Origin of the sequence: Microcystis aeruginosa NIES-843 (genome assembly GCF_000010625.1) — a bacterium.
Lineage (GTDB): Bacteria > Cyanobacteriota > Cyanobacteriia > Cyanobacteriales > Microcystaceae > Microcystis > Microcystis aeruginosa.
Genome location: NC_010296.1, coordinates 3,991,888 through 4,012,016 on the forward strand (window position 1 = coordinate 3,991,888; position 20,129 = coordinate 4,012,016).

Consider the following 20,129-nt stretch of genomic DNA (forward strand, 5'->3'; position numbering starts at 1 on the left):
TACTAACCATATTAGCAGTTGTTTGCAGTCATTTGCATATATTTTTTACAAAACTTTACAATACTCTCTCGCAAGAGTACAAGAGCGACTATCTCAACAATCTGTTATTTTTCGTGCTGTTCGTAAGCTGAGACAATTTTTTGTACTAAGGGATGACGCACCACATCGGCCCGGGATAGGTAACAAAAAGCGATCCCTTCTACTGATTTGAGGATTTTTTGAGCGGCAATTAACCCCGATTCCTGTTGTTGCGGTAAATCGGTTTGGGTGACATCTCCAGTTACTACCATGCGCGAACCGAATCCCAAGCGAGTTAAGACCATTTTTAACTGTGCTGGGGTGGTATTTTGGGCCTCATCAACGATCACAAAAGCATTAGCTAGGGTTCGTCCCCGCATATAAGCTAAGGGTGCGATTTCGATTTTACCCCGTTCCATCAGGTCGGGAATTTTGGCCGCTTCGATAAATTCGTATAAAGCATCGTAGAGGGGACGCAAAAAAGGATCGACTTTTTGCTGTAAATCCCCCGGGAGAAAGCCTAATTTTTCCCCCGCTTCCACGGCCGGTCGGGTGAGGATAATCCGTTCTACTTTATCTTCTAATAGAGCCTGTACGGCCAAAACGGCGGCTAAAAAAGTTTTACCCGTGCCGGCAGGTCCAATACAAAAGGTGATATCGTGACTTTGAATCGCTTGGATATATTGACGCTGACGGAAGGTTTTTGCCCGAATTAGCTCCCCGCGACGGGTACGAGCGAGAATATCCTGCTGTAGTTCTTTATACTCGCTAGAACGCCCCGTATCGAGGGCATGGATAGCGGTCATAATATCGGCTTCGGCGATTAACTTGGCCTCTTGCCATAAAATACTTAAGGAGCGCACAATCGCTGTGGCACGCTCCACCGGGGTCGGTTGCCCCGCAATCCGCAATTCCAGGCCTCTGAGGACTAAATTCGCCCCAGTTTGCCTGGCTATCAATTTGAGGTTAGCTTCTTGATGACCCGCTAAAGCGATCGCACTTTCTGAACTGGGGAATTGAATCGTTTGCCAAGTTTCCGTCATGCTTGGGGCTAAATTATCCTTTGGCTGTTTCTACCACTTTAGCAAAAGCGACGGGATCGAGGACAGCTAATTGGGCTAACATTTTCCGATTGAGGAGGATATTAGCTTTCTTTAATTGTCCAGTCAGTTGGCTGTAACTGATGCCCTGTTGACGGGCAGCCGCGTTAATGCGGGTAATCCAAAGACGACGAAAATCGCGTTTACGTTTGCGACGGTCTCTATAGGCATTCCGCAAGGCCTTCATTACCTGTTGGTTAGCGGTACGGAATAAGCGCGAGTGAGAACCGCGAAAACCTTTGGCTAATTTGAGAACTTTTTTGCGTCGCTTGCGGGCGACATTCCCCCGTTTTACTCTAGACATGATAATCCTTTAGACAATTTTTCTGGAAAATTTACAAATAGGGCAACATTAAGCGCACTTCCTTCTCGTCGCGCTCGTGTACCAGGGTAATCTGGGACAAACGACGGCGCTTGCGTTCGGCACTTTTATGATCGAGTAGATGATTTTTGAAGGCTTTGCGACGTTTGATTTTTTTGCCGCTTCCCGTGGCCTCGAATCGTTTGGCCGCCGCCTTTCGCGTTTTTAGCTTGGGCATAAACTCCCTTTTATTAAATCGACACAATCACTAATACTATCACAAACAAAGGACTTTGGGCAAGGAGTGGCCAAAAGATTCCCCGGCTTATCCCCACTTTGGCAAGGTCTGTGGGTGGGAATTAAATCAATCGGGAATTTTCCCTTTCCTCTCGATCGAATCGCTAAGATCCAGATAAAGTCTTGCGTTAACACGCATCTGGAGAAGTTATGGCTAAAACCCTACTAGAACAATTACGCCAATTTACAGTGGTTGTTGCTGATACTGGCGATATCCAAGCGATCGAAGCTTTTACACCCCAAGATACCACCACTAACCCCTCCCTGATTACGGCCGCGGCCCAAATGCCCCCATATCGGCCGATTGTCGATCAAACCCTGCAAGCGGCCAGAAAAGAATTGGGAAAGCAGGCCACCCCGGAAGATGTGGCCAAATTAGCTTTTGATCGCCTAGCGATCGGTTTTGGTCTGCAAATCCTGCAAATCGTCCCCGGCCGCGTCTCGACCGAAGTAGATGCTCGTCTTTCCTACGATACCCAAGCTACCATCCACAAGGCCCGTTATCTCATTTCCCAGTATGAAAAAGCGGGTATCTCTAGAGAAAGAGTCTTAATTAAAATTGCCTCGACTTGGGAAGGGATTAAAGCCGCAGAAGTCCTCGAAAAAGAGGGAATTCACTGTAATTTAACCCTATTATTCGGTTTCCATCAGGCGATCGCCTGTGCGGAAGCGGGAGTAACCTTAATTTCTCCCTTTGTCGGTCGGATTCTCGATTGGTATAAAAAAGAAACTGGTAAAGACTACGTTGGCGCTGAAGATCCCGGGGTCCAATCCGTTACCCAGATCTATAACTACTATAAAAAGTTTGGTTATAAAACCGAAGTTATGGGGGCAAGTTTCCGCAATATCGGTGAAATTTGCGAGTTAGCTGGTTGTGATCTTTTAACCATTTCCCCGAAACTTCTCGAACAATTGCAAGAGACAGAAGCCGATTTACCCCGTAAGCTCGATCCAGCACAGGCCGCAACCCTTGATATTGTCAAAATTGCCATGGATCAAGCGACTTTTGAGAAAATGCACGCCGAAGATGCCATGGCTTCCGAAAAACTAACGGAAGGTATTCAAGGTTTTACCAAAGCTTTAGAATTATTAGAACAATTGCTGATTCAACGTTTAACCCAGTTGGAAGGTCAGTCAACCCTAGAACACGCCGCCGAAGATATTTTTCGAGTCTATGATCATGATGGGGATGGTTTCATCACCCGGGAAGAATGGGCGGGAACCGATGCGGTATTTGATGCGATCGATATTAACCATGATGGCAGAATTTCTCCCGATGAGATCGCTGTCGGTTTGGGTGCGGCTTTTCGTTTAGTGGAAGCTTGACTCTCCCCCGCTAAACCGCTCGCGCGGTTTAGCGAGGGATTCTTGGTTCATCGGCTCTTGACTAGATCAAACAGGTTTAACTGAACGACCCCCAACCGACCGCCTCCGCAAGCGTTTTCTAACACGGTCAGTCCGACCGCGTTTTTTCCTCGGTTCTCGATTATCTTCGCTGATGCCGTATCTCTCGGTTCAATGTGGCCGCAAGAATCACACCGGTGGACTCTTTCCGATAACGCTTTTTTGCCGGTAATCGCACCACAATTAGGACAATCCTGGGAAGTTCCGTTTTTATCGACTTTAAGATAATAAGTAGGTAGGCGTTAAAAGTTATCAGATCCCCCCACCTATCGGCACCCCCCTTATCAAGGGGGGCAGGGGGGATCGAACCTAAAATTCATTTTTAATTTAATTATAACCAGCTACTTATTTTCCCCGTTTCCAAACAACAAACGGTAGTATCTCGTTAATAAAACTACCGATGCCCGAATCTAGAGATTGTTTTCTAACGATCCCTCTAGACCAGGAAACGAAGTTAATATCTTCAACGAAGATATTATCGGCAATATCACAAAGATAATGAGCTAGTTTAAAGTGCCAATCTCTACGAGTATTAGACACCTTTTCATGTAATCTTGCTATCTTCTCTTGGAGTTTTAACCAATTGTTTGAGCCTTTGACTTGATGTTTCAAGCGTCTTTGTAAGTAGGGAGGCACAATTATTTGTAGGATGGGTTAGCGGTAGCGTAACCCATGCGGGCGTTGGGTTTCATACTTCAACCCAACCTACGTTCATCTTATATTTAATTCCACCCACCTACTTAGCAATTTAAGCTTACTCTGTACTTTCAACAAAAATCGAGGGGCTTTGATTAAATCTCCTCGTGAAGTAGCGACAAAACTCTCAATCCCCGCGTCAATTCCTAAACAGGTCTTCCCTACTGTCATATCGGGAACTAATTCCGTAGATTGGAAGGAAACCGAAACGTAAAATCCCGACGCTTTTTGGATAATTCGAGCTTGTTTAGGCTCGAACCCAGACGGGTATTCTCTAGATGGCCGGATTCTAATTTTTCCTAATTGTGGAAAATTTAAGTATTCGTCACCTAAGAAGTTTATTGTAGGGGGTCTAAGTGGGTTTTAGCCTAACTGCCCAATCAAACAACAATCTTAAGCTTTATCTCCTCAGTCCTCAACAGTGGTACAATTGCCGTCATAGCTAGGGGTGTCTGAGGCAATCAGGCTGAGAAAGACCCTTAGAACCTGAGACTGGGTAATTCCAGCGTAGGGAAGCTGTTTACAGAGGAAATAAAATTATGAGACAAGAATGGGTTGCCCCCCGGCGCGGACAAGCAAATGTATCGCAAATGCACTACGCCCGTCAGGGGATAATTACCGAAGAGATGACGTATGTGGCAAAACGGGAAAATCTCTCTCCCGAATTGATTCGCAGCGAAATCGCCCGAGGAAGACTGATTATTCCCGCTAATATCAATCACCTCAACCTCGAACCTATGGCGATCGGTATTGCTTCTAAGTGTAAAGTTAATGCTAATATCGGGGCTTCACCCAACTCCTCGAATATTAACGAAGAACTGGAAAAATTACACCTAGCGGTCAAATACGGCGCCGATACGGTGATGGATCTCTCCACCGGTGGCGGTAATTTGGACGAAATTCGCACTGCGATTATCAATGCTTCTCCTGTCCCCATCGGTACTGTACCCATCTATCAAGCGGTGGAAAGCGTTCACGGCAATATTGAAAAACTCACCCCCGAAGATTTCCTCCATATTATCGAAAAACACGCCGGGCAAGGGGTAGATTATATGACGATTCACGCGGGAATCCTCATCGAACACCTGCCTTTAGTCAAAACCCGTCTGACCGGGATTGTCTCCCGGGGTGGTGGTATTATTGCTAAGTGGATGCTGCACCACCACAAGCAAAATCCTCTCTACACCCATTTCGATGAAATTATCGAGATTTTCAAGCGTTATGACGTTTCTTTTAGTCTCGGTGACTCCCTGCGTCCCGGTTGTACCCACGATGCTTCCGATGCGGCCCAATTAGCGGAATTAAAAACCCTCGGCCAACTGACGCGCCGCGCTTGGGAACACGATGTACAGGTGATGGTGGAAGGGCCTGGCCATGTTCCCATGGATCAAATTGAATTTAATGTGAAAAAACAAATGGAGGAGTGTAGCGAAGCACCTTTCTATGTTCTTGGTCCCCTTGTCACCGATATTGCTCCAGGGTACGATCATATCACTTCGGCGATCGGGGCGGCTCTGGCGGGTTGGTACGGGACGGCGATGTTATGTTATGTCACCCCGAAAGAACATCTCGGTTTACCCAACGCTGAAGATGTGCGAAATGGCTTAATTGCCTACAAAATAGCGGCTCATGCGGCAGATATCGCCCGTCATCGTCCCGGAGCGCGGGATCGTGACGATGAACTCTCCATTGCTCGTTATAATTTCGATTGGAATCGTCAATTTCAGTTATCCTTGGATCCCGATCGCGCTAAGGAATACCACGATGAGACTTTACCCGCAGATATCTATAAGACGGCGGAGTTTTGTTCGATGTGTGGACCGAAATTCTGTCCCATGCAAACTAAAGTCGATGCCGATGCGATTACGGAATTAGAGAAGTTTCTCGCTAGTCAGAATCAAGACAATTTAACCCCGGTTTAAAGGGGAGTTATGGGAAGGGCTGCTTGATTTCAGCCCTATTCCTAACATAGAAGTCAAAATTCTGGGAATAGCCGCCGATTTTTTGACTAATTGACCCGTTTTTCTAGATATTGACCGATCATCAATTCTTGACCGGCGCGAGAGATAATAGTTTGTCGGGTGCGATATTGTTGACCGATGAGTTTAATTTCTTCTTCAAAGACAGAACCGGCGTATTCTGTTCTCAGACAGAGAGTAGAGGGGTTAGGAAAGGTATAAATAGCACTAACGGGTTTATCCGTCGCAAATCCCCGATCGCGATAGAGAATATTATCTAAAATACCGAATATAGTCGAACCGTTGGAGGGTTTTTTACTCTGGGGACGCAGATAATTACTTTGCCAAGTGACTTCCGTACCACCTAATAAGGCTGTATCTTCCAGATTATGTAAACGGGCAAGTTGAATTAATGGTTCGCTGCCTTGGGGTAAATATTTAATCTCGATGGCGCTGATAACTTCTTGGGGTTCCGTTTCTTGGGTGAGGGTGTAATAACGTCTCTGGGATTGCCAGCGTCCTTCTGTCTGCTTAAAAAAGGCTAAAGCCGAGGTTTCCAGCGATAATTGGGCGGTTTGAATTAATGTCATAGAAATAAAACCTTTCCTGTTTTTTGGGAGAGCAGATTTGTTATCCTTTGTCAAGAGTTTGCCAGAGAACTGTTACACATCTTAATACAATTATAAGCTGTTAAGTATTTAAATTGCCAGTTGAGATGAGGCACTCTTGCAAGAGGCAAGAGGCAGGAGATAGGGTGGTCACTGCGTGCGCGTTGCGGGGGGTTTTGGGGTTTTGGGGTTTTAGGGTTTTAGTTGAAATTCCCCCACTTCCCCATCCCCCAACCCCCTTTTTAGCTGTTACTTTTCACCCGATCTGCCCAGTCTTGCTATTGTTAAAAATATAGAACCTCCGAACAAGGTCTCAACTCCGTGCAGTTAAAACAAGTAATCATCGCCCACAAGGCCAACCATCCCCAAAGTAAAGCATGGGCGGAAAAATGCGCTAAACAGTTAGAAGCCCGTCAGTGTAAAGTTTTAATGGGACCCAGTGGCTTTAAAGATAATCCCTATCCAGTATTTTTAGCCTCAGCATCGGAAAAAATCGACCTCGCCATTGTTTTGGGCGGAGATGGAACCATTTTAGCCGCCGCTCGCTATTTAGCTCAGCAAGACATTCCAATTTTAGCGGTGAATGTCGGCGGCCATCTGGGATTTTTAACGGAACCTTTTGAGATTTTCCAAGATACGGAGACGGTCTGGGAGCGTTTACAATCCGATCACTACGCGGTACAACAACGAATGATGTTAACGGCCAGAATCTATGAAGGGGATAAAATAAACCCCCAGGCAGTGAGCGAGGCATTTTATGCCCTGAATGAGATGTGTGTGAAACCCGCTAGTATCGATAGGATGCCCACCTCGATCCTGGAAATCGAAGTGGACGGGGAAGTAGTAGATCAGTACCAAGGGGACGGCCTATTAGTGGCTACTCCCACGGGGTCCACCTGTTACACCGCTTCCGCTAATGGCCCGATTATACACCCCGGCATGGAAGCGATCGCTGTCACCCCGATTTGTCCCTTGAGTCTCTCCAGTCGGCCGATTGTCATTCCCCCGGCATCTCTGGTCAGTATTTGGCCTCTGGGAGACTACGAATTGAACACTAAACTCTGGATGGATGGCGCTTTAGCCACTTCTATTTGGCCTGGGCAATGGGTGGGAGTTACCAAAGCTGAAAAATTCGCCCAATTTATTATCCTGCGGGAAAGCTATTCTTTTTATCAGACTCTACAGGAAAAATTACAATGGGCCGGGGCGAGAATTCATTATGATGGCAATCGTCATAATTAGGGTTTGCGGCAAAAAGTTTTTCGTGGGTGTAGGGTGTAGGGTGTAGGGTTTTACCGATTTTCAGGGGGTCAATTACCTAATTTTCAGGGAAAAAGTGCCTAAATTTCCCCCCCGATCACTCCCATGGCTGGCACTTTTTGATTTACAAAAACTCTAAAAGTCTTAACCAACAAGGGTTTTACCATTATTCAGCCAGCCCTACTTATAATTACCGAGATGCCAGTAGGGATCGTTAAAGGTTGAGCGGGGTCGAAGGAGCAAAAGGCCCCTTGCACCCCAGCGAATAGAGGGTCAAAAGTTGTCAAAATATTTGACAAAATTGCCACTTTATGGTAAGGAATTGGGTTATTCTTGTCCCGTAAATTTTAAATTTCATCCCATCCAGTTAAGCCAGAAGACATAACATAACTGGTAACGGTTGCTTCAAAAAAGTTAGCTTTGGTGTGGCCTTCTTTTTTGGTATCGGAGAAGCGTTCCAGATGATTATAGGGACTTTTGTTATACTTTTCTTCCCTGTATAAAGGCTCAAGTCCGATCGCTTTCAGTCGAATATTAGCGAGGTATTTGGTGTACTGTTCGGTACTGTATTCGGTAATACCTAAAATGTCGTTGCCAACAATGTGATTTGTCCAGCGACATTCGTGTTTAACGGCCGTATCGAACATCTCATAAATCTGTTCAACGGAATGGGAAAAAGTTGCCATGGCTTCGGGAATAAGTTTCTGATACAAACGGACGTGACTTAATTCGTCCCGGTTGATCATTTTGAAAACGTCAGCACTACCGGACATTAGCTGTCGAGAAGCGAGATTATAGAAAAAGATAAAGCCGTTGTAAAAATACAAACTCTCTAGCAAATAATCGGCGACAAGGGCGATAAAATAGCTTTCAGTAGTTTGTTTATCGATGTATTGCTGGTAGAGACTAGCGATAAATTGACAGCGATCCTTGAGAACTTTATCGGTGCGCCAAAAGTCATAAACTTCGCCTCGGCGCTCGGAGGGAATAATGGTTTCAATTAAGTATTGATAACTTTGATTGTGCATGGCTTCTTGGGAAATTTGTTCCGCCATACAAAGACTAATTTCTGGCGCAGTGACGCTACCTTTTAGGTGGGGAATATTACAGGTTTGTACGGAATCAAGAAAAGTTAGATAGGACAAAATACCATCATAAGCATATCTTTCTTCATCGGTAAGATGCCCGTATTCAGTCACGTCTTGAGTGATATCTAAGCGTTGTGGTCATTTATGTTCAATTAGGTTCGCTACCCCTAACCCGCTTTATTCAAGCTGCCATCTGTCACCAAATGGATCGGACTATATCATCATCCTTTGCTTATGCAAAGGAGTCCCCCGCTTCGACAGTCAATCGCTTACTGCCTACTTTACTTAGTCAGATATGATCTGCTGTTCATTAGTCTCTACACCTTCTGCTTTTTTTCTAGCAGCTTGGCACGGTATTGTCTGTGGTGCAAAATCCTGTGACAGTTGGAACACAAGAGAATACACTTATCTAATTCCTTGAACACCTTTTCTTTCTTCAACATCAACATATCTGATGGGGTATATTCCTTCTCAGAGGGTTCGATGTGATGAAAATCAAAGGCCGCAATAGTGTCTTCCGTTGCAGCAAATCCACATTCGGAACAGTACCCTCCTTTATAGAGGCAAAACTCAAGTTTTTTTTGGTTTTTAAACTGAGCATCTCTGTACTTCTGAGAATACTGTTTACTGTAAGTGGATCTTTTTTCTTTATTTCGCTCAATGTAGGCTTTTATTTTTGCGTTTCCTTCGCTTGATGCGTAATACTGTCGCTTGTATTCACAAGTACAGCTTTTACACCTTGCTACTGTCCCGCTTTTTAGCCTTTTATCTTTGTGAAATTCAGAAATCGGTTTTGTGGTATGACACTTAGCGCAAGTCTTGCTTTCCATTTGTTTTGTTGTGCGATACATATTACGCACTATAACAAATTTTCTTGCAAGATAGATCACAGAGTTTCACCGTTTTCAGGGGATTTAGTCTGGACTACCTTATTTAATCCAGAAATTTTCGCGCATTTGTTGATATAAACCCACCGCCCAGGTGTAGCGGACATCGTTTAACTGCATCAGGTTGGTGGTGTTACCAAACCAGATCGAACGGTTTTCGATCGCATCATCTCCCGCTGGATTGAAGATCGGGGAAATGGGCATCGAATGGCAAGAATTAACTAAATGTAAGGACATGATTACTTGGATATTATGGCACTTTTAGGTTATAGTAGGTTTTCGGTAAAAAGTCAAATGTTTTGATTTTGATTAGGAATAAATGCAAAATCTAGGGCTTCTGCCAAAGTAAATGGGCAATCCTTCGGGAATTTCTCTAGGTTTATCCCTGTTTCAATAGCGGCTTTTTTTCTGGCCTTATTATAGCATTTTTTTAAATTGTCTTCTGTTAAAAAACTCTTAAGACTAGGGCTATTTTCTAAATCTTCTTCGATTCTTTCTCGCTGCTCAAAAAGGGTTAATGCCCAGCTTCTGGTTTGTTTTTCTGGCTCTTGTAAGTATTTTAGTAAATGCCATAAAATCACGATCAGATTGCTTTTAAGGGCTTTCTGTTGACTGATAGACATAGATTTTATTTCGTCAATTAAATTCTCTAAATCTAAATCAGAAAATTGATGATTTTCTAGTAAATATATGGTTTTCTCTAGCCAGAGATAGTAGTCCTTTTCGTATAATTTCTTTTCCATAATTACCCCCATTATTTTGATATTTCAGGAAACCAATCCTCATTTAAAGCCTGTTCTATAGTGCAAATTGGAGCTAAACCGACCAAATTTTCAGCCATTCCAGATAATTCGATCAAAGAAATACGAGCTTCTTGAAAAGAGTTGTTAAAAATTTCAATTAGATAAGGCTGTAGACTAGGACTATCGGCAATAATTCTTTTTATGGCACGACGGAAATTCCTAATTTCATTTTTCCATCCTCTTTGATTATATTCTAATTCCGATTCCCAGTAAGCTAGTTTCAGCAAATGTTCTAATAACCGAGTTAAATAACTTTCTAAACTTCGTTTCTCACTTTTACCCATGCTACTAATTTCGTCAATTAAATTCTCTAAATCTAAATCAGAAAACCGATGATTTTCTAGTAAAGATATGGTTTTTTCTAACCAGAGATAGTAGTCTTTTTCGTATAAGTTCTTTTCCATAATTATCCCCCATTATTTTGATATTTCAGGAAACCAATCCTCATTTAAAGCCTGTTCTATAGTGCAAATTGGAGCTAAACCGACCAAATTTTCAGCCATTCCAGATAAATCCAGAAACAATTTACGGGCATTTTGATAACAGGACGAGAAAATTTCCGATAGATAGGGCTTTAAACTGGGACTGTCTTCAATAATTTGTTGAATTCCTAGGCGAAAGTTACGAATTTCATTTTTCCATCCTCTTTGATTATATTCTAATTCCGACTGCCAGTAAACCAGTTTTAGCAAATGTTCTAATAACCGAGTCAAATAACTCTTTAAACTTTGTCGTTGGCTTTTGCCCATGTCGCTAATCTCCTCGATGAGATTATCCAAATCTAAATCGGAAAATTGATGATTTTCTAGTAAAGATATGGTTTTCTCTATCCAGAGATAATAATCTTTTTCGTATAAATCACTCTTCATTGCTTAATCCTCTCCGAGAAACTCAGGAAACCAATTTTCATCTAAAATTTGGTCGATTGCTCCCATAGGTGTAGCACTTAAAAGTCTTTTATCGATGCCATAACCTTCGACAAATAGATGGCAAGCATCCTCATAACATTGCTCAAGAATCTCGGTGAGGTAAGATGCTAAGTTTGTATTATAAGTTCCATCCTTTTTGTTGCTAATAATTCTTTTTATTTGAATGCGAAAATTTAAAATCTCACGTCGCCACTTGTTTTTATTGTAATCGCGCTTAGATTGCCAATAAGTTAATTTAAGTAAATGTTCCAAGAGTTTAGTTAGTAAACTCTCTAACTTCTGACGTTCTCTTCTGGACATATCTTTGATTTCTTCAATTAAATTTTCTAAATCCAACTCAGAAAACTGGCGATTTTCTAGTAAAGATATGGTTTTCTCTAACCAAAGATAGTAATCCTGTTCGTATAAGTTCGTTTCCATAGTCCCTCACCTTAATTAACTATAATCCAACCAAATCATCAGTTATTATTATCCTCATATTCAGGAAACCAATCATCATCCAAAGCTTGGGCAAGAGTGAGAATTTTTTCCCTGGGCAAAGTATTGATTTTTACTCCCATTTTTCTAGCTAGGATACGAAGGGCTGACTGATAACATTTATCAAAACTATTCTCTAGATAGGACTTTAAACTTGGATTATCATCAAGAACTTCCCATAAATCAATTCTAAAAATAGTAATTTCTCCTTTCCAGTGATTAGCATTATATTGGCTTTCCGATTGCCAATAAGCGAGTTGCAGCAAATGTTGGATTATTCTAGTCAATAAACTTGTTAAGGTATGTTTTTCCTTGATACCCATACTTTTAATCTCCTCGATGAGATTATCTAAATCTAAATCGGAAAATTGATGATTTTCTAGTAAAGATATGGTTTTCTCTATCCAGAGATAGTAATCCTGTTCGTATAAAGTCTTATCCATAGCTGTGATTAGGTGATCAATAAAACTCATTTTATCAGTCCTAATCTTTGATGTAAAAAAATTAAGGTGGGCATTGCCCACCGAAGTTAACCTTAATTAGCGCAACTAGAACAACTATCGTCAGACTCTCGAAAATTGTCCTTTTGTACGGTACGGATATAATAAATCGCTTTACACCCCAATTCCCAGGCCATAACTAGGGTATCAAAGATATCTTTGGCAGTGAGACAACGGTTGGGTTCTTCGGGGAAATAAACCCCTTCATTGAGGTTGAATAATAACTCCATAGAAATCCCCGTATCGATCCATTCTTGCATAGTAGCGATCGCTTTCACCACTTGCTGCTGTTCGAGATTTTTGTTCTCTGAATAAAACCAGAAAGCTTCTTCAATAAAAGGTGGTGCGATGGGAACGGTTCCCTTTGCCCATTTATCGTAGAAAAAGCGACTATAAACCGGCAAAACACTAGCGGTACATCCCTGTACCAAACTAGAGGAAGTATTAGGAGCAATGGCGGTAATATGGGAATTACGGATGCCAAATCGTTGAATATCTGTTGCTAATTGTTGCCATCTTTGCGGTTGCACCGCATTATTTAAAAACCATGCCACTGGTTTTGCTCCGATTAATTTACCTTGACTCCATTCACTACCCAAGAAAGCTTGATAAGCACCGCGTTCTTTGGCTAATTCCATCGAGGAATAGGTACACCAATAGCCAATTTCTTCAAATAAATTACTAATTTCTGACAGGTTATTGTAGGATAATTTCCGTTTAGCTAACCAGTCAGCCAATCCCATCGCCCCTACCCCAATAGTGCGATATTTATCGTTGTGGTTTTTAGCATTATCAAAGGGAGGATTAGTGATATCGATAGTATTGTCGAGAATCCTGACAGCGATTTGACAATTAGACTCGATTTCTTCCCTGTCGATATTGGCTAAATTAAGGCTAACTAAATTACAGCAATGGGCAGTTTTATCGGGGGTGACATTCGAGAAACTCTCCGTGCATAAATTTACACCGGGGATATAGCCATCGTGCTTATTAGGATTAGCGCGATTGATGGTATCTTTGAAGGCAATGTAGGGCATTCCTGTTTCTACTTGGGAACGCATGATACTTTTAAATAAGTCTCGGGCATTGATTTTTTTATAGAGGAGAATCTCTTGATCTAAATTAGCTTCTACTAAACGATAGGCCTCTTCAAATTCTTCCCCCCATAGTTCCGCTAATTCTATACCTAATTTATTGCGAACTTCGTAGGGATCTACTAATGTCCACTCGGCTTTATTTATCACCCGACGCATGAATTCATCGGTGATAACTAATTGGGGAAAAACATCATAAGCTTTACGTCTTTGATCACCGTTTTCTGTCTGCATTTCCAGAAATTCTGGCACATCTAAATGCCAGATGTCAACACCGATAGTTACTGCCCCGGCGCGTCTTCCCCCCTGATTTACTGCAATAGCTGTATCGTTGAGTAATTTAATCCAAGGAATAATCCCCCCGGAAGCATTAGCTTTCCCCATTACCCAGCTACCAGTGGCGCGAATTCTACTCACATTCACCCCGACACCGCCACCATTTTTTGAGATGCGGGCAGCATTAGTAATCTCGTCGAAAATGCTTTCTAAACTGTCGTCAATGGAGAGGATAAAACAACTGGTTAAGGAACCTTTGGGAGTGCGTAAATTGGCTAAAATTGGGGTGGCGAGAGAGATTTTTCTTTGAGCAATCGCTTGATAAAATTTCTTCGCCCAGGGGAGTCTATTAGCTGGTTCTTCCACAGTGGCAAGCAGCAAGGAACAGGTTAATAATGCCTCTTGGGGTAACTCATTTTTGAGTAAATAACGGCTAGTGATTAACAATGCCCCTGCGTAATCATAATCGATGTCCCAATCGGAATTAATCCAAGAACCAGCTTCTTTTAATTCTGCCTCGGAATAGATGAGAATCCTTTCGTCGTATAGCAACTTTTTAACTTGAGTTTTGACAGTTTTCTCGTAATTTCCGTACTGATAACCCCGGGCTACTAAGGTATCTTTCCAAAGACTCCAAATATGCAATCTTCCCGCCACATAGCGCCAATCCGGTTCCTCTGGACTACACATTTCTAGAGCGCAATTAATTAAATTATCCTGTATTTCCCTAGTGGTAATCCCATCCCGCAGGCGTGTGGTTAAACCCGCTTCTAAGGCGATTGAATTGACTTTTTTGCCCTCACAAGCCCACTCTACCACGTCGCGAATTTTGCCGATATTTAAGCTTGTGGTGGAACCATCGCGCCGAATCACTCTAATTCCATGGCTGCCCATATTAGCTAAAGGGGTAGAACGAAAGGGTATTACTTCGTTATTTTTGTGAATGGAAACGGCAGTAGTCAAGGGCTTCGATTGCATAATTGGAAAATTGCGGCGTTAAAAAACTTGACAAATTAATCTATTTGTACTAGAATATTCTATCAGATTTTCTGGGAAAACACAACATCTAGCGTGTTAAATAATCCTATCACTCTATATATGGTATAGCCAGGATTATTTTGTTCCCTAAAAACAGTCTTTTGGATGACATTTTCTGGAAAAAATTCTTGATTTTTCCCAGAAAACAGTTCTTTTGTATGCTTGACAAAAGAACTATTCTTTGATAGGAAAAACAGATTGACAAAATCCTTTTGATCCGATTCTGCTTGACTGCTGAGGAGGTTGTGGTCAGACTTTAGCTAATGGCTGATAGCTTATGGGTATAGTTTTGTTCTTAAGTACCTAAGCAAAATTAATTACACATCTAAACCGTCAGCCTTTTGCTGTGATCAGTACACAGTAATCACTGCTCAGTGAAAAGATAGTAGGAAACTTCTATTTATACTAAATCCAGTTATTAAAAACTGATTATGTATTCCCCCTTTTGCCTTTTGCCTCTTGCATGAGTGCCTGTCCTGATATGTAGCCTATGCTCAACGGATTTAGTATTAATACTGCACACTTAAAACTCAAATCTGATAACTGATAGCTGTCTGCTGTCTGCTGTCTCCCGTCTCCTGTCTCCTTTTGCACGACTACTTAACTTTTCGATAATTTAAGACAAGAGTGGATTAAAAGTCAAATTTCCTCTGAGAACCTCTGAGAGAGGAAATTTTCTCTTTTCGCTATTTAGTGGCTTACCGCTAGAATAATAGGACAAAAACGCTATATATAGCGTCTAGCGAGTAGAGGACAAGGATGAAATATTTAGAAGAATGGCGTGGTAGCGGGGTGGACGCGGAGTTAATCCATCTCAATGTCACCAGTTTAGCGGGGTTATCTCCCAGTGAATACCTACTCTACTCCCAAGAATTACCGCGACGCAATGATGGCAGGGTTAGGGATAGTATTCTCAAGCGTTATGAACATACCAGTCAAGGCGGTTGGTGGTGTTCAGGAATTGACTTATTAACTGGTAATTATGACCTTTGGGGCTGTTTTAAGCCCGATTTTCCCCGTTTAAGCTTCGATAAGGCTAAACCGATTAAGTACGAACATCCCCCCCAAACCCCTACGGGAGTCTTTGCTTTGCGGGTTCCCCTGAAAATTTGGCAAAGGATAGCCCAGTCTATCAGTATTAATATTTTAACTGAAGAAGTGGATAATAAGCAAGAGGATCTCGGTTTTTGGTCTTGGGTAATCAAACATCCAGAGATACCTATTTGTCTTACGGAAGGAGCGAAAAAAGCGGGGGCATTACTAACAGCAGGTTATGTGACAATTGCCTTACCAGGGATTCACAATGGTTATCGTACTCCCAAGGACGAACTAGGTAGGAGAATCGGCAAATCTCATCTAATTCCGCAGCTGGAAAAATTAGCTAATTCCGGACGAAAGATTTATCTAGTTTTTGATCAAGAAACGCCAATTCAAAAATGAAACGCATCAACCTCAAGAGTTGACAAAGAAAGGCTCATCAGGTACTGTCTGATCATTAACAAAAACAAATCAGACCCAAAAATGAGCCACCAACATCTTAACATAGAACAAAGAAACTTGCTCTACCAACTTAGTCAGGAGGGAAATTTATCTCAACGGCAAATGGCCGTCTGGCTCGGATGTCATCAAAGCACAATATCACGGGAATTAAAAAGGAATCAAAGTTCCCTTGGCTGCTATCTACCTGACACAGCACAAGCTCAAAGCGAGACAAGGCGAAAAAATGCCAAACAACCCTTTAAAAATGTCAGCGAGTCAGCCTTAGAGTTGGTCAAAGAAGGATTGAAAGATTATCATAGTCCCGAACAAATAGCAGGTCGTCTGAAAAGAGCCAGTCAAGAATCTCTCAGTCACGAAACCATCTATCAAATGATCTATCAGAACTATCACGGATGTGGAGAGTACCAGAAATATTTACGCCGGGGGCTTTGTCAAAGAAAGAGTCGAGGCGGAGCAAAAAGTAAGCGTGGAGGGATTCCAGGGCGTGTAGATATCAGCGAGCGACCAGTAATTGCTGACCAGAAAACTGAAATCGGTCATTGGGAAAGTGACACAATGATTGGAGGCAATCATCTAGGAGTTCTCGTTACTCATGTAGACAAGGCCTCGAAATTTCTAGTAGCAGGATTAGCCAAAAACAAAACCGCATCGGAAATCAATAGAGTCACAGAAAAACTTTTTCAAGAGATTCACCCTGACAAAAGAAAAACCTTTACTTGTGACAACGGCAAAGAATTTTGTGGACATCAAGAGTTGAGTCAGAAATTGGGAGCAGATTTTTATTTTGCTACTCCTTATCATTCTTGGGAGAGGGGATTAAACGAGCATACTAATGGACTATTAAGACAATTTTTTCCCAAGGGAACGAATTTTAAAATTGTTAAGCCAGAGCAGGTGGAAATAGCCGTAAACTTGATTAACAATCGTCCTCGAAAATGTCTTGACTATCGTACCCCGAATGAGGTATTCTATAAAGGTAGATCAGACAGTGATGCAATTCAGACTTGAATTGGCCAAACTAAACCAAAAACCCAACAAGCGGTTAATTTAGCTTTACAGAGAATGGGTTATCTATTCAGTCAGGCTAACTGTGAGGTAAAGGTGGTTACTTGGGATGCTGCTGACGGTAAAGGGGTGGATGATTTACTAATCAATCGAGGGGAAGATTACTTCCAACAAGTCTATCAAAAAGCTACCTCTTGGGAAATTTGGAAGGCAGCGAGTTTAAATAGTTTAACTCTCCCACCTCATCTAGAGTTAAATAGCCGTTACTTGCCAGATATTGCCATCCCTACATCAGCGCAGTTAATGGCGATTAAATCGGCTAAAGGTACGGGGAAAACTGAGTTTTTAGCCAAGATAGTTAAACAGGCTATTGCCAATCAACAAAAAGTTTTAGTTATCGGTCATCGGGTGAAACTGGTGGAGGAGTTATGTCAACGCTTTGGTTTAAACTATATCAGTCAAGTTAGGGACAATCCTGCGGCACAAATTTACGGTTATGGTTTATGTATTGACTCTCTCCATCCCCAATCACAAGCTAAATTTCAAGCGGAAGATTGGCGAGAAGCTATCATTATTATCGATGAGATCGAACAGGTTCTATGGCATGGGTTAAATGGGGATACTTGTAAAACTAATCGTGTGGCAATTTTAAGATCCCTAAAGTCCCTGCTGCAAACTGTGGTCAGCAGTGGGGGCAAAGTCCTAGTTGCCGATGCTGATTTAAGTGATATTTCCCTAGAATACTTAACTTCTCTAGCGGCTATTAAACTAGAAACTTTCTTGATTAGTAACGAGTGGAAACCTAATTATCAGCAAGCTTGGCAAGTTTATAACTACTCTGATAATACTCCCCAACAGCTAGTTAAGGATTTAGTTGAACATATTAAAGAGGGAGGAAAACCTTTTGTTTGTCTATCGGCACAAAAATTAACCAGCAAATGGGGGACAATTACCCTAGAATCTTATCTAAGAAAGCAATTCCCTCAGAAGAAAATTCTGCGGATAGATTCAGAGTCATTGCCAGATTATGGTCACGCTGCCTATCAAGCGATTGGCAATTTAAATCAGTTGTTGCTTAACTATGATATAGTTCTAGCTAGTCCTGCGATCGAAACGGGAATTAGTATTGATATTCAGCAACACTTTACCTCGGTTTGGTGTTTAGCACAGGGAATTCAAACTCCCACTTCTATCGCTCAATTTTTAGGGAGAATTAGAGAGAATATTCCTCGTTATATTTGGTCAGCAGTGTACGGATTTAATCAGGTGGGCAATGGTTCCACTTCTATCCCCAAACTTCTCACCTCTGGACACCGACTAACGGAGGTTAATATTCGCTTATTACACCAGTCAGATTTAGAATCTCTGGAGGATTTAGATACAACTTTTCAAGCGGAATCTCTCCTCTGCTGGGCAAAAATGGCTGTGCGAGTAAATGCTTATATGCTTAATTATCGTCAGTCAATTCTAGGTATTTTACAAGCAGAAGGTCATAGAATTAAAGAACGGAATCAGGAAGAAGAACTAGAAATAAATAATCAGTTAACGGCAGCAATTGAAGAAATTAGGGAACATAATTATCGTTCTGAATGCAAGGCCATTGCCAGCGCTTCTGAGATCACGGAATCAGAATATCGTTGGCTAAAAAAACAGTTAATTAAGTCAGTGAAAGAAAGGAGAATTATCAGGAAATATGACCTATACAAACGCTATGGAATCCCCGTCACACCGCAATTAGTGATTAAAGATGATCAAGGATGGTATCAAGAACTACGCCTACATTACTTTTTGACAATTGGGCGACAATTTTTGTGCGATCGAGATGCTTTAATTGCGCGTAAACTGATAGAATCAGGTCACGGAAGTTTGTTTATTCCCGATTTTAATGGTAGTCAATTAGGAGTGATCATCGGGACGTTAGAAGTGTTAGGAATTCCCGTATTATTAGCTAACCCTGAAAGAGAATTAACTAATCATGATGCCGATTTACAAAAAATGGCCGAAATCGCCATTAAAAACCGCAACGAGATTAAAACTATCACCAAGATTAACCTCTCTAATACTTCCCGTCCTCTGACGATTATTCGTAATTGTTTGAACTTGTTAGGTTATGAATTAACCAGCAAGGGCAGCCAGAGAATTGCTAAAAAATCTCTAAAAGTTTATCAGATTGTTGCCCCTCATGATGGTAGAGAACAAGTGTTTAAACAATGGTTATTTAGAGATGAAAAATGTGCGGGAAGTTCTGAGATTTGGTATGAGGACTATCTCTTTTCTCTCACCCAGAAACCATCTCTAGGCGAACCAGAAAATGCTTATATTCAATTAAGTCTAGAATTTAGTCTAGCTATGGGGAAAATTGTCTATTTAAGCGACTTTTTTGCCTAAAATGACCACATCAGCCAGAAAATTGTCTAGATCGGCAATTTGAGGTAAATAACCCCATCGTTGAAAGCCGAATTTTTCAAAGAGACGAATACTGGCTTGATTGTGGGCAAAAATAATACAGATAAGATTAGATATACCCAATTTGGGACAGCGATTCAGGGCATATTCTACTAATAATTTACCGATTCCACGACCTTGATAATCGGGGGCAATATATAAACTAACCTCTGCCGTTTTTTGGTAAGCGACACGACCATAAAACATCTGTAAACTCAGCCAACCCACCACCCGACCTTCGATCGCTATTACCCAGATGGGATACTGTTCAGGATTGTGCTTTTTAAACCATTCTCGCCGACTTTCGAGGGAAATAGGCTTTAAATCTGCGGTTGCCTTGCGAGTGGGAACAGCAGCATTATAAATCTCGATAATTGTTGGTAAATCTGTTTCTTTGGCCTCGCGAATAATCATAGAATATCAAGTAAAAAGTCAAAAGTCAAAA

General features: G+C 41.8%; 16 protein-coding genes, 6 pseudogenes and 1 riboswitch. Of the genes and pseudogenes, 6 read left to right on the forward strand and 16 right to left on the reverse strand.

Translation table 11 applies throughout. The features are described 5' to 3' along the window. Window positions 1-104 precede the first annotated feature (104 nt). Genes MAE_RS18810 through rpmI form a run of 3 tightly spaced genes read right to left on the reverse strand, consistent with a single transcriptional unit; the run spans window position 105 to window position 1,657 of the window. Window positions 105-1,061: a PhoH family protein gene (locus MAE_RS18810; RefSeq protein WP_002757181.1), complete on the reverse strand. Its 957-nt coding sequence runs from the start codon at window positions 1,059-1,061 to the stop codon at window positions 105-107. A gap of 13 nt (window positions 1,062-1,074) precedes the next feature. Then, window positions 1,075-1,422 carry a 50S ribosomal protein L20 gene (gene rplT / locus MAE_RS18815; RefSeq protein WP_002739593.1) on the reverse strand — a complete coding sequence of 116 codons (348 nt, stop codon included), beginning with the start codon at window positions 1,420-1,422 and terminating at the stop codon, window positions 1,075-1,077. 31 nt (window positions 1,423-1,453) lie between these two features. Then, a complete protein-coding gene (gene rpmI, locus MAE_RS18820) occupies window positions 1,454-1,657 on the reverse strand; it encodes a 50S ribosomal protein L35 (protein ID WP_002781071.1) in 204 nt (67 codons plus the stop codon). Window positions 1,658-1,866: 209 nt separating this feature from the next. Here rpmI and MAE_RS18825 point away from each other — a divergent pair, with 209 nt between their 5' ends. Further along, on the forward strand, window positions 1,867-3,042 hold the full coding sequence (locus tag MAE_RS18825; protein WP_012266979.1) for a transaldolase: 1,176 nt from the start codon (window positions 1,867-1,869) through the stop codon (window positions 3,040-3,042). 47 nt (window positions 3,043-3,089) lie between these two features. On the opposite strand, the pseudogene MAE_RS36520 reads toward MAE_RS18825, so the two are convergent. Together MAE_RS36520 and MAE_RS35245 are read right to left on the reverse strand one after the other, a co-directional pair. Then, window positions 3,090-3,744: pseudogene (locus tag MAE_RS36520) on the reverse strand (RNA-guided endonuclease InsQ/TnpB family protein); the annotation flags it as partial. Between the two features lie 120 nt (window positions 3,745-3,864). Next, window positions 3,865-4,164 (reverse strand): annotated as a pseudogene (locus MAE_RS35245) (RNA-guided endonuclease TnpB family protein); the annotation flags it as partial. Window positions 4,165-4,250: 86 nt separating this feature from the next. Continuing rightward, window positions 4,251-4,347, forward strand: a riboswitch (TPP riboswitch). Window positions 4,348-4,355: 8 nt separating this feature from the next. Between MAE_RS35245 and thiC the strand changes: the two are divergent. Continuing rightward, window positions 4,356-5,738: a phosphomethylpyrimidine synthase gene (thiC, locus tag MAE_RS18835; RefSeq protein ID WP_002751876.1), complete on the forward strand. Its 1,383-nt coding sequence runs from the start codon at window positions 4,356-4,358 to the stop codon at window positions 5,736-5,738. A gap of 86 nt (window positions 5,739-5,824) precedes the next feature. On the opposite strand, the gene MAE_RS18840 is transcribed toward thiC, so the two are convergent. Continuing rightward, window positions 5,825-6,364, reverse strand: a complete 540-nt coding sequence (locus MAE_RS18840) for a phycobiliprotein lyase (RefSeq protein WP_002757172.1) — start codon at window positions 6,362-6,364, stop codon at window positions 5,825-5,827. A gap of 339 nt (window positions 6,365-6,703) precedes the next feature. Between MAE_RS18840 and MAE_RS18845 the strand changes: the two genes are divergently transcribed. Then, window positions 6,704-7,624: an NAD(+) kinase gene (locus MAE_RS18845; RefSeq protein ID WP_012266983.1), complete on the forward strand. Its 921-nt coding sequence runs from the start codon at window positions 6,704-6,706 to the stop codon at window positions 7,622-7,624. 365 nt (window positions 7,625-7,989) lie between these two features. On the opposite strand, the pseudogene MAE_RS18850 reads toward MAE_RS18845, so the two are convergent. The 9 genes and pseudogenes from MAE_RS18850 to MAE_RS18890 all read right to left on the reverse strand — a co-directional run. Continuing rightward, window positions 7,990-8,868 (reverse strand): annotated as a pseudogene (locus MAE_RS18850) (ribonucleotide-diphosphate reductase subunit beta); the annotation flags it as partial. 179 nt (window positions 8,869-9,047) lie between these two features. Next, window positions 9,048-9,560 carry a hypothetical protein gene (locus MAE_RS27765; RefSeq protein WP_012266985.1) on the reverse strand — a complete coding sequence of 171 codons (513 nt, stop codon included), beginning with the start codon at window positions 9,558-9,560 and terminating at the stop codon, window positions 9,048-9,050. 105 nt (window positions 9,561-9,665) lie between these two features. Beyond that, window positions 9,666-9,854: pseudogene (locus MAE_RS18860) on the reverse strand (ribonucleoside-diphosphate reductase); the annotation flags it as partial. A 53-nt stretch (window positions 9,855-9,907) separates the two neighbouring features. Then, window positions 9,908-10,360, reverse strand: a complete 453-nt coding sequence (locus MAE_RS18865; protein WP_012266987.1) for a DUF29 domain-containing protein — start codon at window positions 10,358-10,360, stop codon at window positions 9,908-9,910. A gap of 11 nt (window positions 10,361-10,371) precedes the next feature. After that, a complete protein-coding gene (locus MAE_RS18870; protein WP_004162799.1) occupies window positions 10,372-10,824 on the reverse strand; it encodes a DUF29 domain-containing protein in 453 nt (150 codons plus the stop codon). Between the two features lie 12 nt (window positions 10,825-10,836). Beyond that, on the reverse strand, window positions 10,837-11,289 hold the full coding sequence (locus MAE_RS18875; protein ID WP_012266988.1) for a DUF29 domain-containing protein: 453 nt from the start codon (window positions 11,287-11,289) through the stop codon (window positions 10,837-10,839). Window positions 11,290-11,292: 3 nt separating this feature from the next. Next, the gene (locus tag MAE_RS18880; RefSeq protein ID WP_012266989.1) at window positions 11,293-11,769 is read right to left on the reverse strand and encodes a DUF29 domain-containing protein; all 477 of its coding nucleotides are present in this window, start codon (window positions 11,767-11,769) and stop codon (window positions 11,293-11,295) included. Between the two features lie 38 nt (window positions 11,770-11,807). After that, window positions 11,808-12,299 (reverse strand): DUF29 domain-containing protein, encoded by a 492-nt coding sequence (locus tag MAE_RS18885; RefSeq protein ID WP_079210015.1) that lies wholly within the window; start codon window positions 12,297-12,299, stop codon window positions 11,808-11,810. 62 nt (window positions 12,300-12,361) lie between these two features. Then, window positions 12,362-14,674, reverse strand: coding sequence for a ribonucleoside-diphosphate reductase subunit alpha (locus tag MAE_RS18890; RefSeq protein WP_004162793.1), 2,313 nt, complete (start codon window positions 14,672-14,674; stop codon window positions 12,362-12,364). An 819-nt stretch (window positions 14,675-15,493) separates the two neighbouring features. On the opposite strand from MAE_RS18890, the pseudogene MAE_RS18895 reads away from it, so the two are divergent. From MAE_RS18895 to MAE_RS18905, 3 genes and pseudogenes are all read left to right on the forward strand, one after another. Beyond that, window positions 15,494-16,159, forward strand: a pseudogene (locus MAE_RS18895) (DUF3854 domain-containing protein); the annotation flags it as partial. Between the two features lie 96 nt (window positions 16,160-16,255). Continuing rightward, window positions 16,256-17,242: an IS30-like element ISMae39 family transposase gene (locus MAE_RS18900; protein ID WP_012266743.1), complete on the forward strand. Its 987-nt coding sequence runs from the start codon at window positions 16,256-16,258 to the stop codon at window positions 17,240-17,242. Between the two features lie 6 nt (window positions 17,243-17,248). Beyond that, window positions 17,249-19,627, forward strand: a pseudogene (locus MAE_RS18905) (plasmid replication protein, CyRepA1 family); the annotation flags it as partial. Here the strand turns inward: MAE_RS18905 and MAE_RS18910 are convergent. Further along, a complete protein-coding gene (locus MAE_RS18910; RefSeq protein ID WP_012266995.1) occupies window positions 19,607-20,098 on the reverse strand; it encodes a GNAT family N-acetyltransferase in 492 nt (163 codons plus the stop codon). The pseudogene MAE_RS18905 and the gene MAE_RS18910 sit on opposite strands and share 21 nt — an antisense overlap. Between the last annotated feature and the right edge of the window lie 31 nt (window positions 20,099-20,129).

Coding starts and splice junctions, on each gene's coding strand:
- MAE_RS18810 (WP_002757181.1), bottom strand. CDS start 1,061: ATGACGGAAACTTGGCAAACGATTCAATTCCCCAGTTCAGAAAGTGCG.
- rplT (WP_002739593.1), bottom strand. CDS start 1,422: ATGTCTAGAGTAAAACGGGGGAATGTCGCCCGCAAGCGACGCAAAAAA.
- rpmI (WP_002781071.1), bottom strand. CDS start 1,657: ATGCCCAAGCTAAAAACGCGAAAGGCGGCGGCCAAACGATTCGAGGCC.
- MAE_RS18825 (WP_012266979.1), top strand. CDS start 1,867: ATGGCTAAAACCCTACTAGAACAATTACGCCAATTTACAGTGGTTGTT.
- thiC (WP_002751876.1), top strand. CDS start 4,356: ATGAGACAAGAATGGGTTGCCCCCCGGCGCGGACAAGCAAATGTATCG.
- MAE_RS18840 (WP_002757172.1), bottom strand. CDS start 6,364: ATGACATTAATTCAAACCGCCCAATTATCGCTGGAAACCTCGGCTTTA.
- MAE_RS27765 (WP_012266985.1), bottom strand. CDS start 9,560: ATGGAAAGCAAGACTTGCGCTAAGTGTCATACCACAAAACCGATTTCT.
- MAE_RS18865 (WP_012266987.1), bottom strand. CDS start 10,360: ATGGAAAAGAAATTATACGAAAAGGACTACTATCTCTGGCTAGAGAAA.
- MAE_RS18870 (WP_004162799.1), bottom strand. CDS start 10,824: ATGGAAAAGAACTTATACGAAAAAGACTACTATCTCTGGTTAGAAAAA.
- MAE_RS18875 (WP_012266988.1), bottom strand. CDS start 11,289: ATGAAGAGTGATTTATACGAAAAAGATTATTATCTCTGGATAGAGAAA.
- MAE_RS18880 (WP_012266989.1), bottom strand. CDS start 11,769: ATGGAAACGAACTTATACGAACAGGATTACTATCTTTGGTTAGAGAAA.
- MAE_RS18885 (WP_079210015.1), bottom strand. CDS start 12,299: ATGAGTTTTATTGATCACCTAATCACAGCTATGGATAAGACTTTATAC.
- MAE_RS18890 (WP_004162793.1), bottom strand. CDS start 14,674: ATGCAATCGAAGCCCTTGACTACTGCCGTTTCCATTCACAAAAATAAC.
- MAE_RS18900 (WP_012266743.1), top strand. CDS start 16,256: ATGAGCCACCAACATCTTAACATAGAACAAAGAAACTTGCTCTACCAA.
- MAE_RS18910 (WP_012266995.1), bottom strand. CDS start 20,098: ATGATTATTCGCGAGGCCAAAGAAACAGATTTACCAACAATTATCGAG.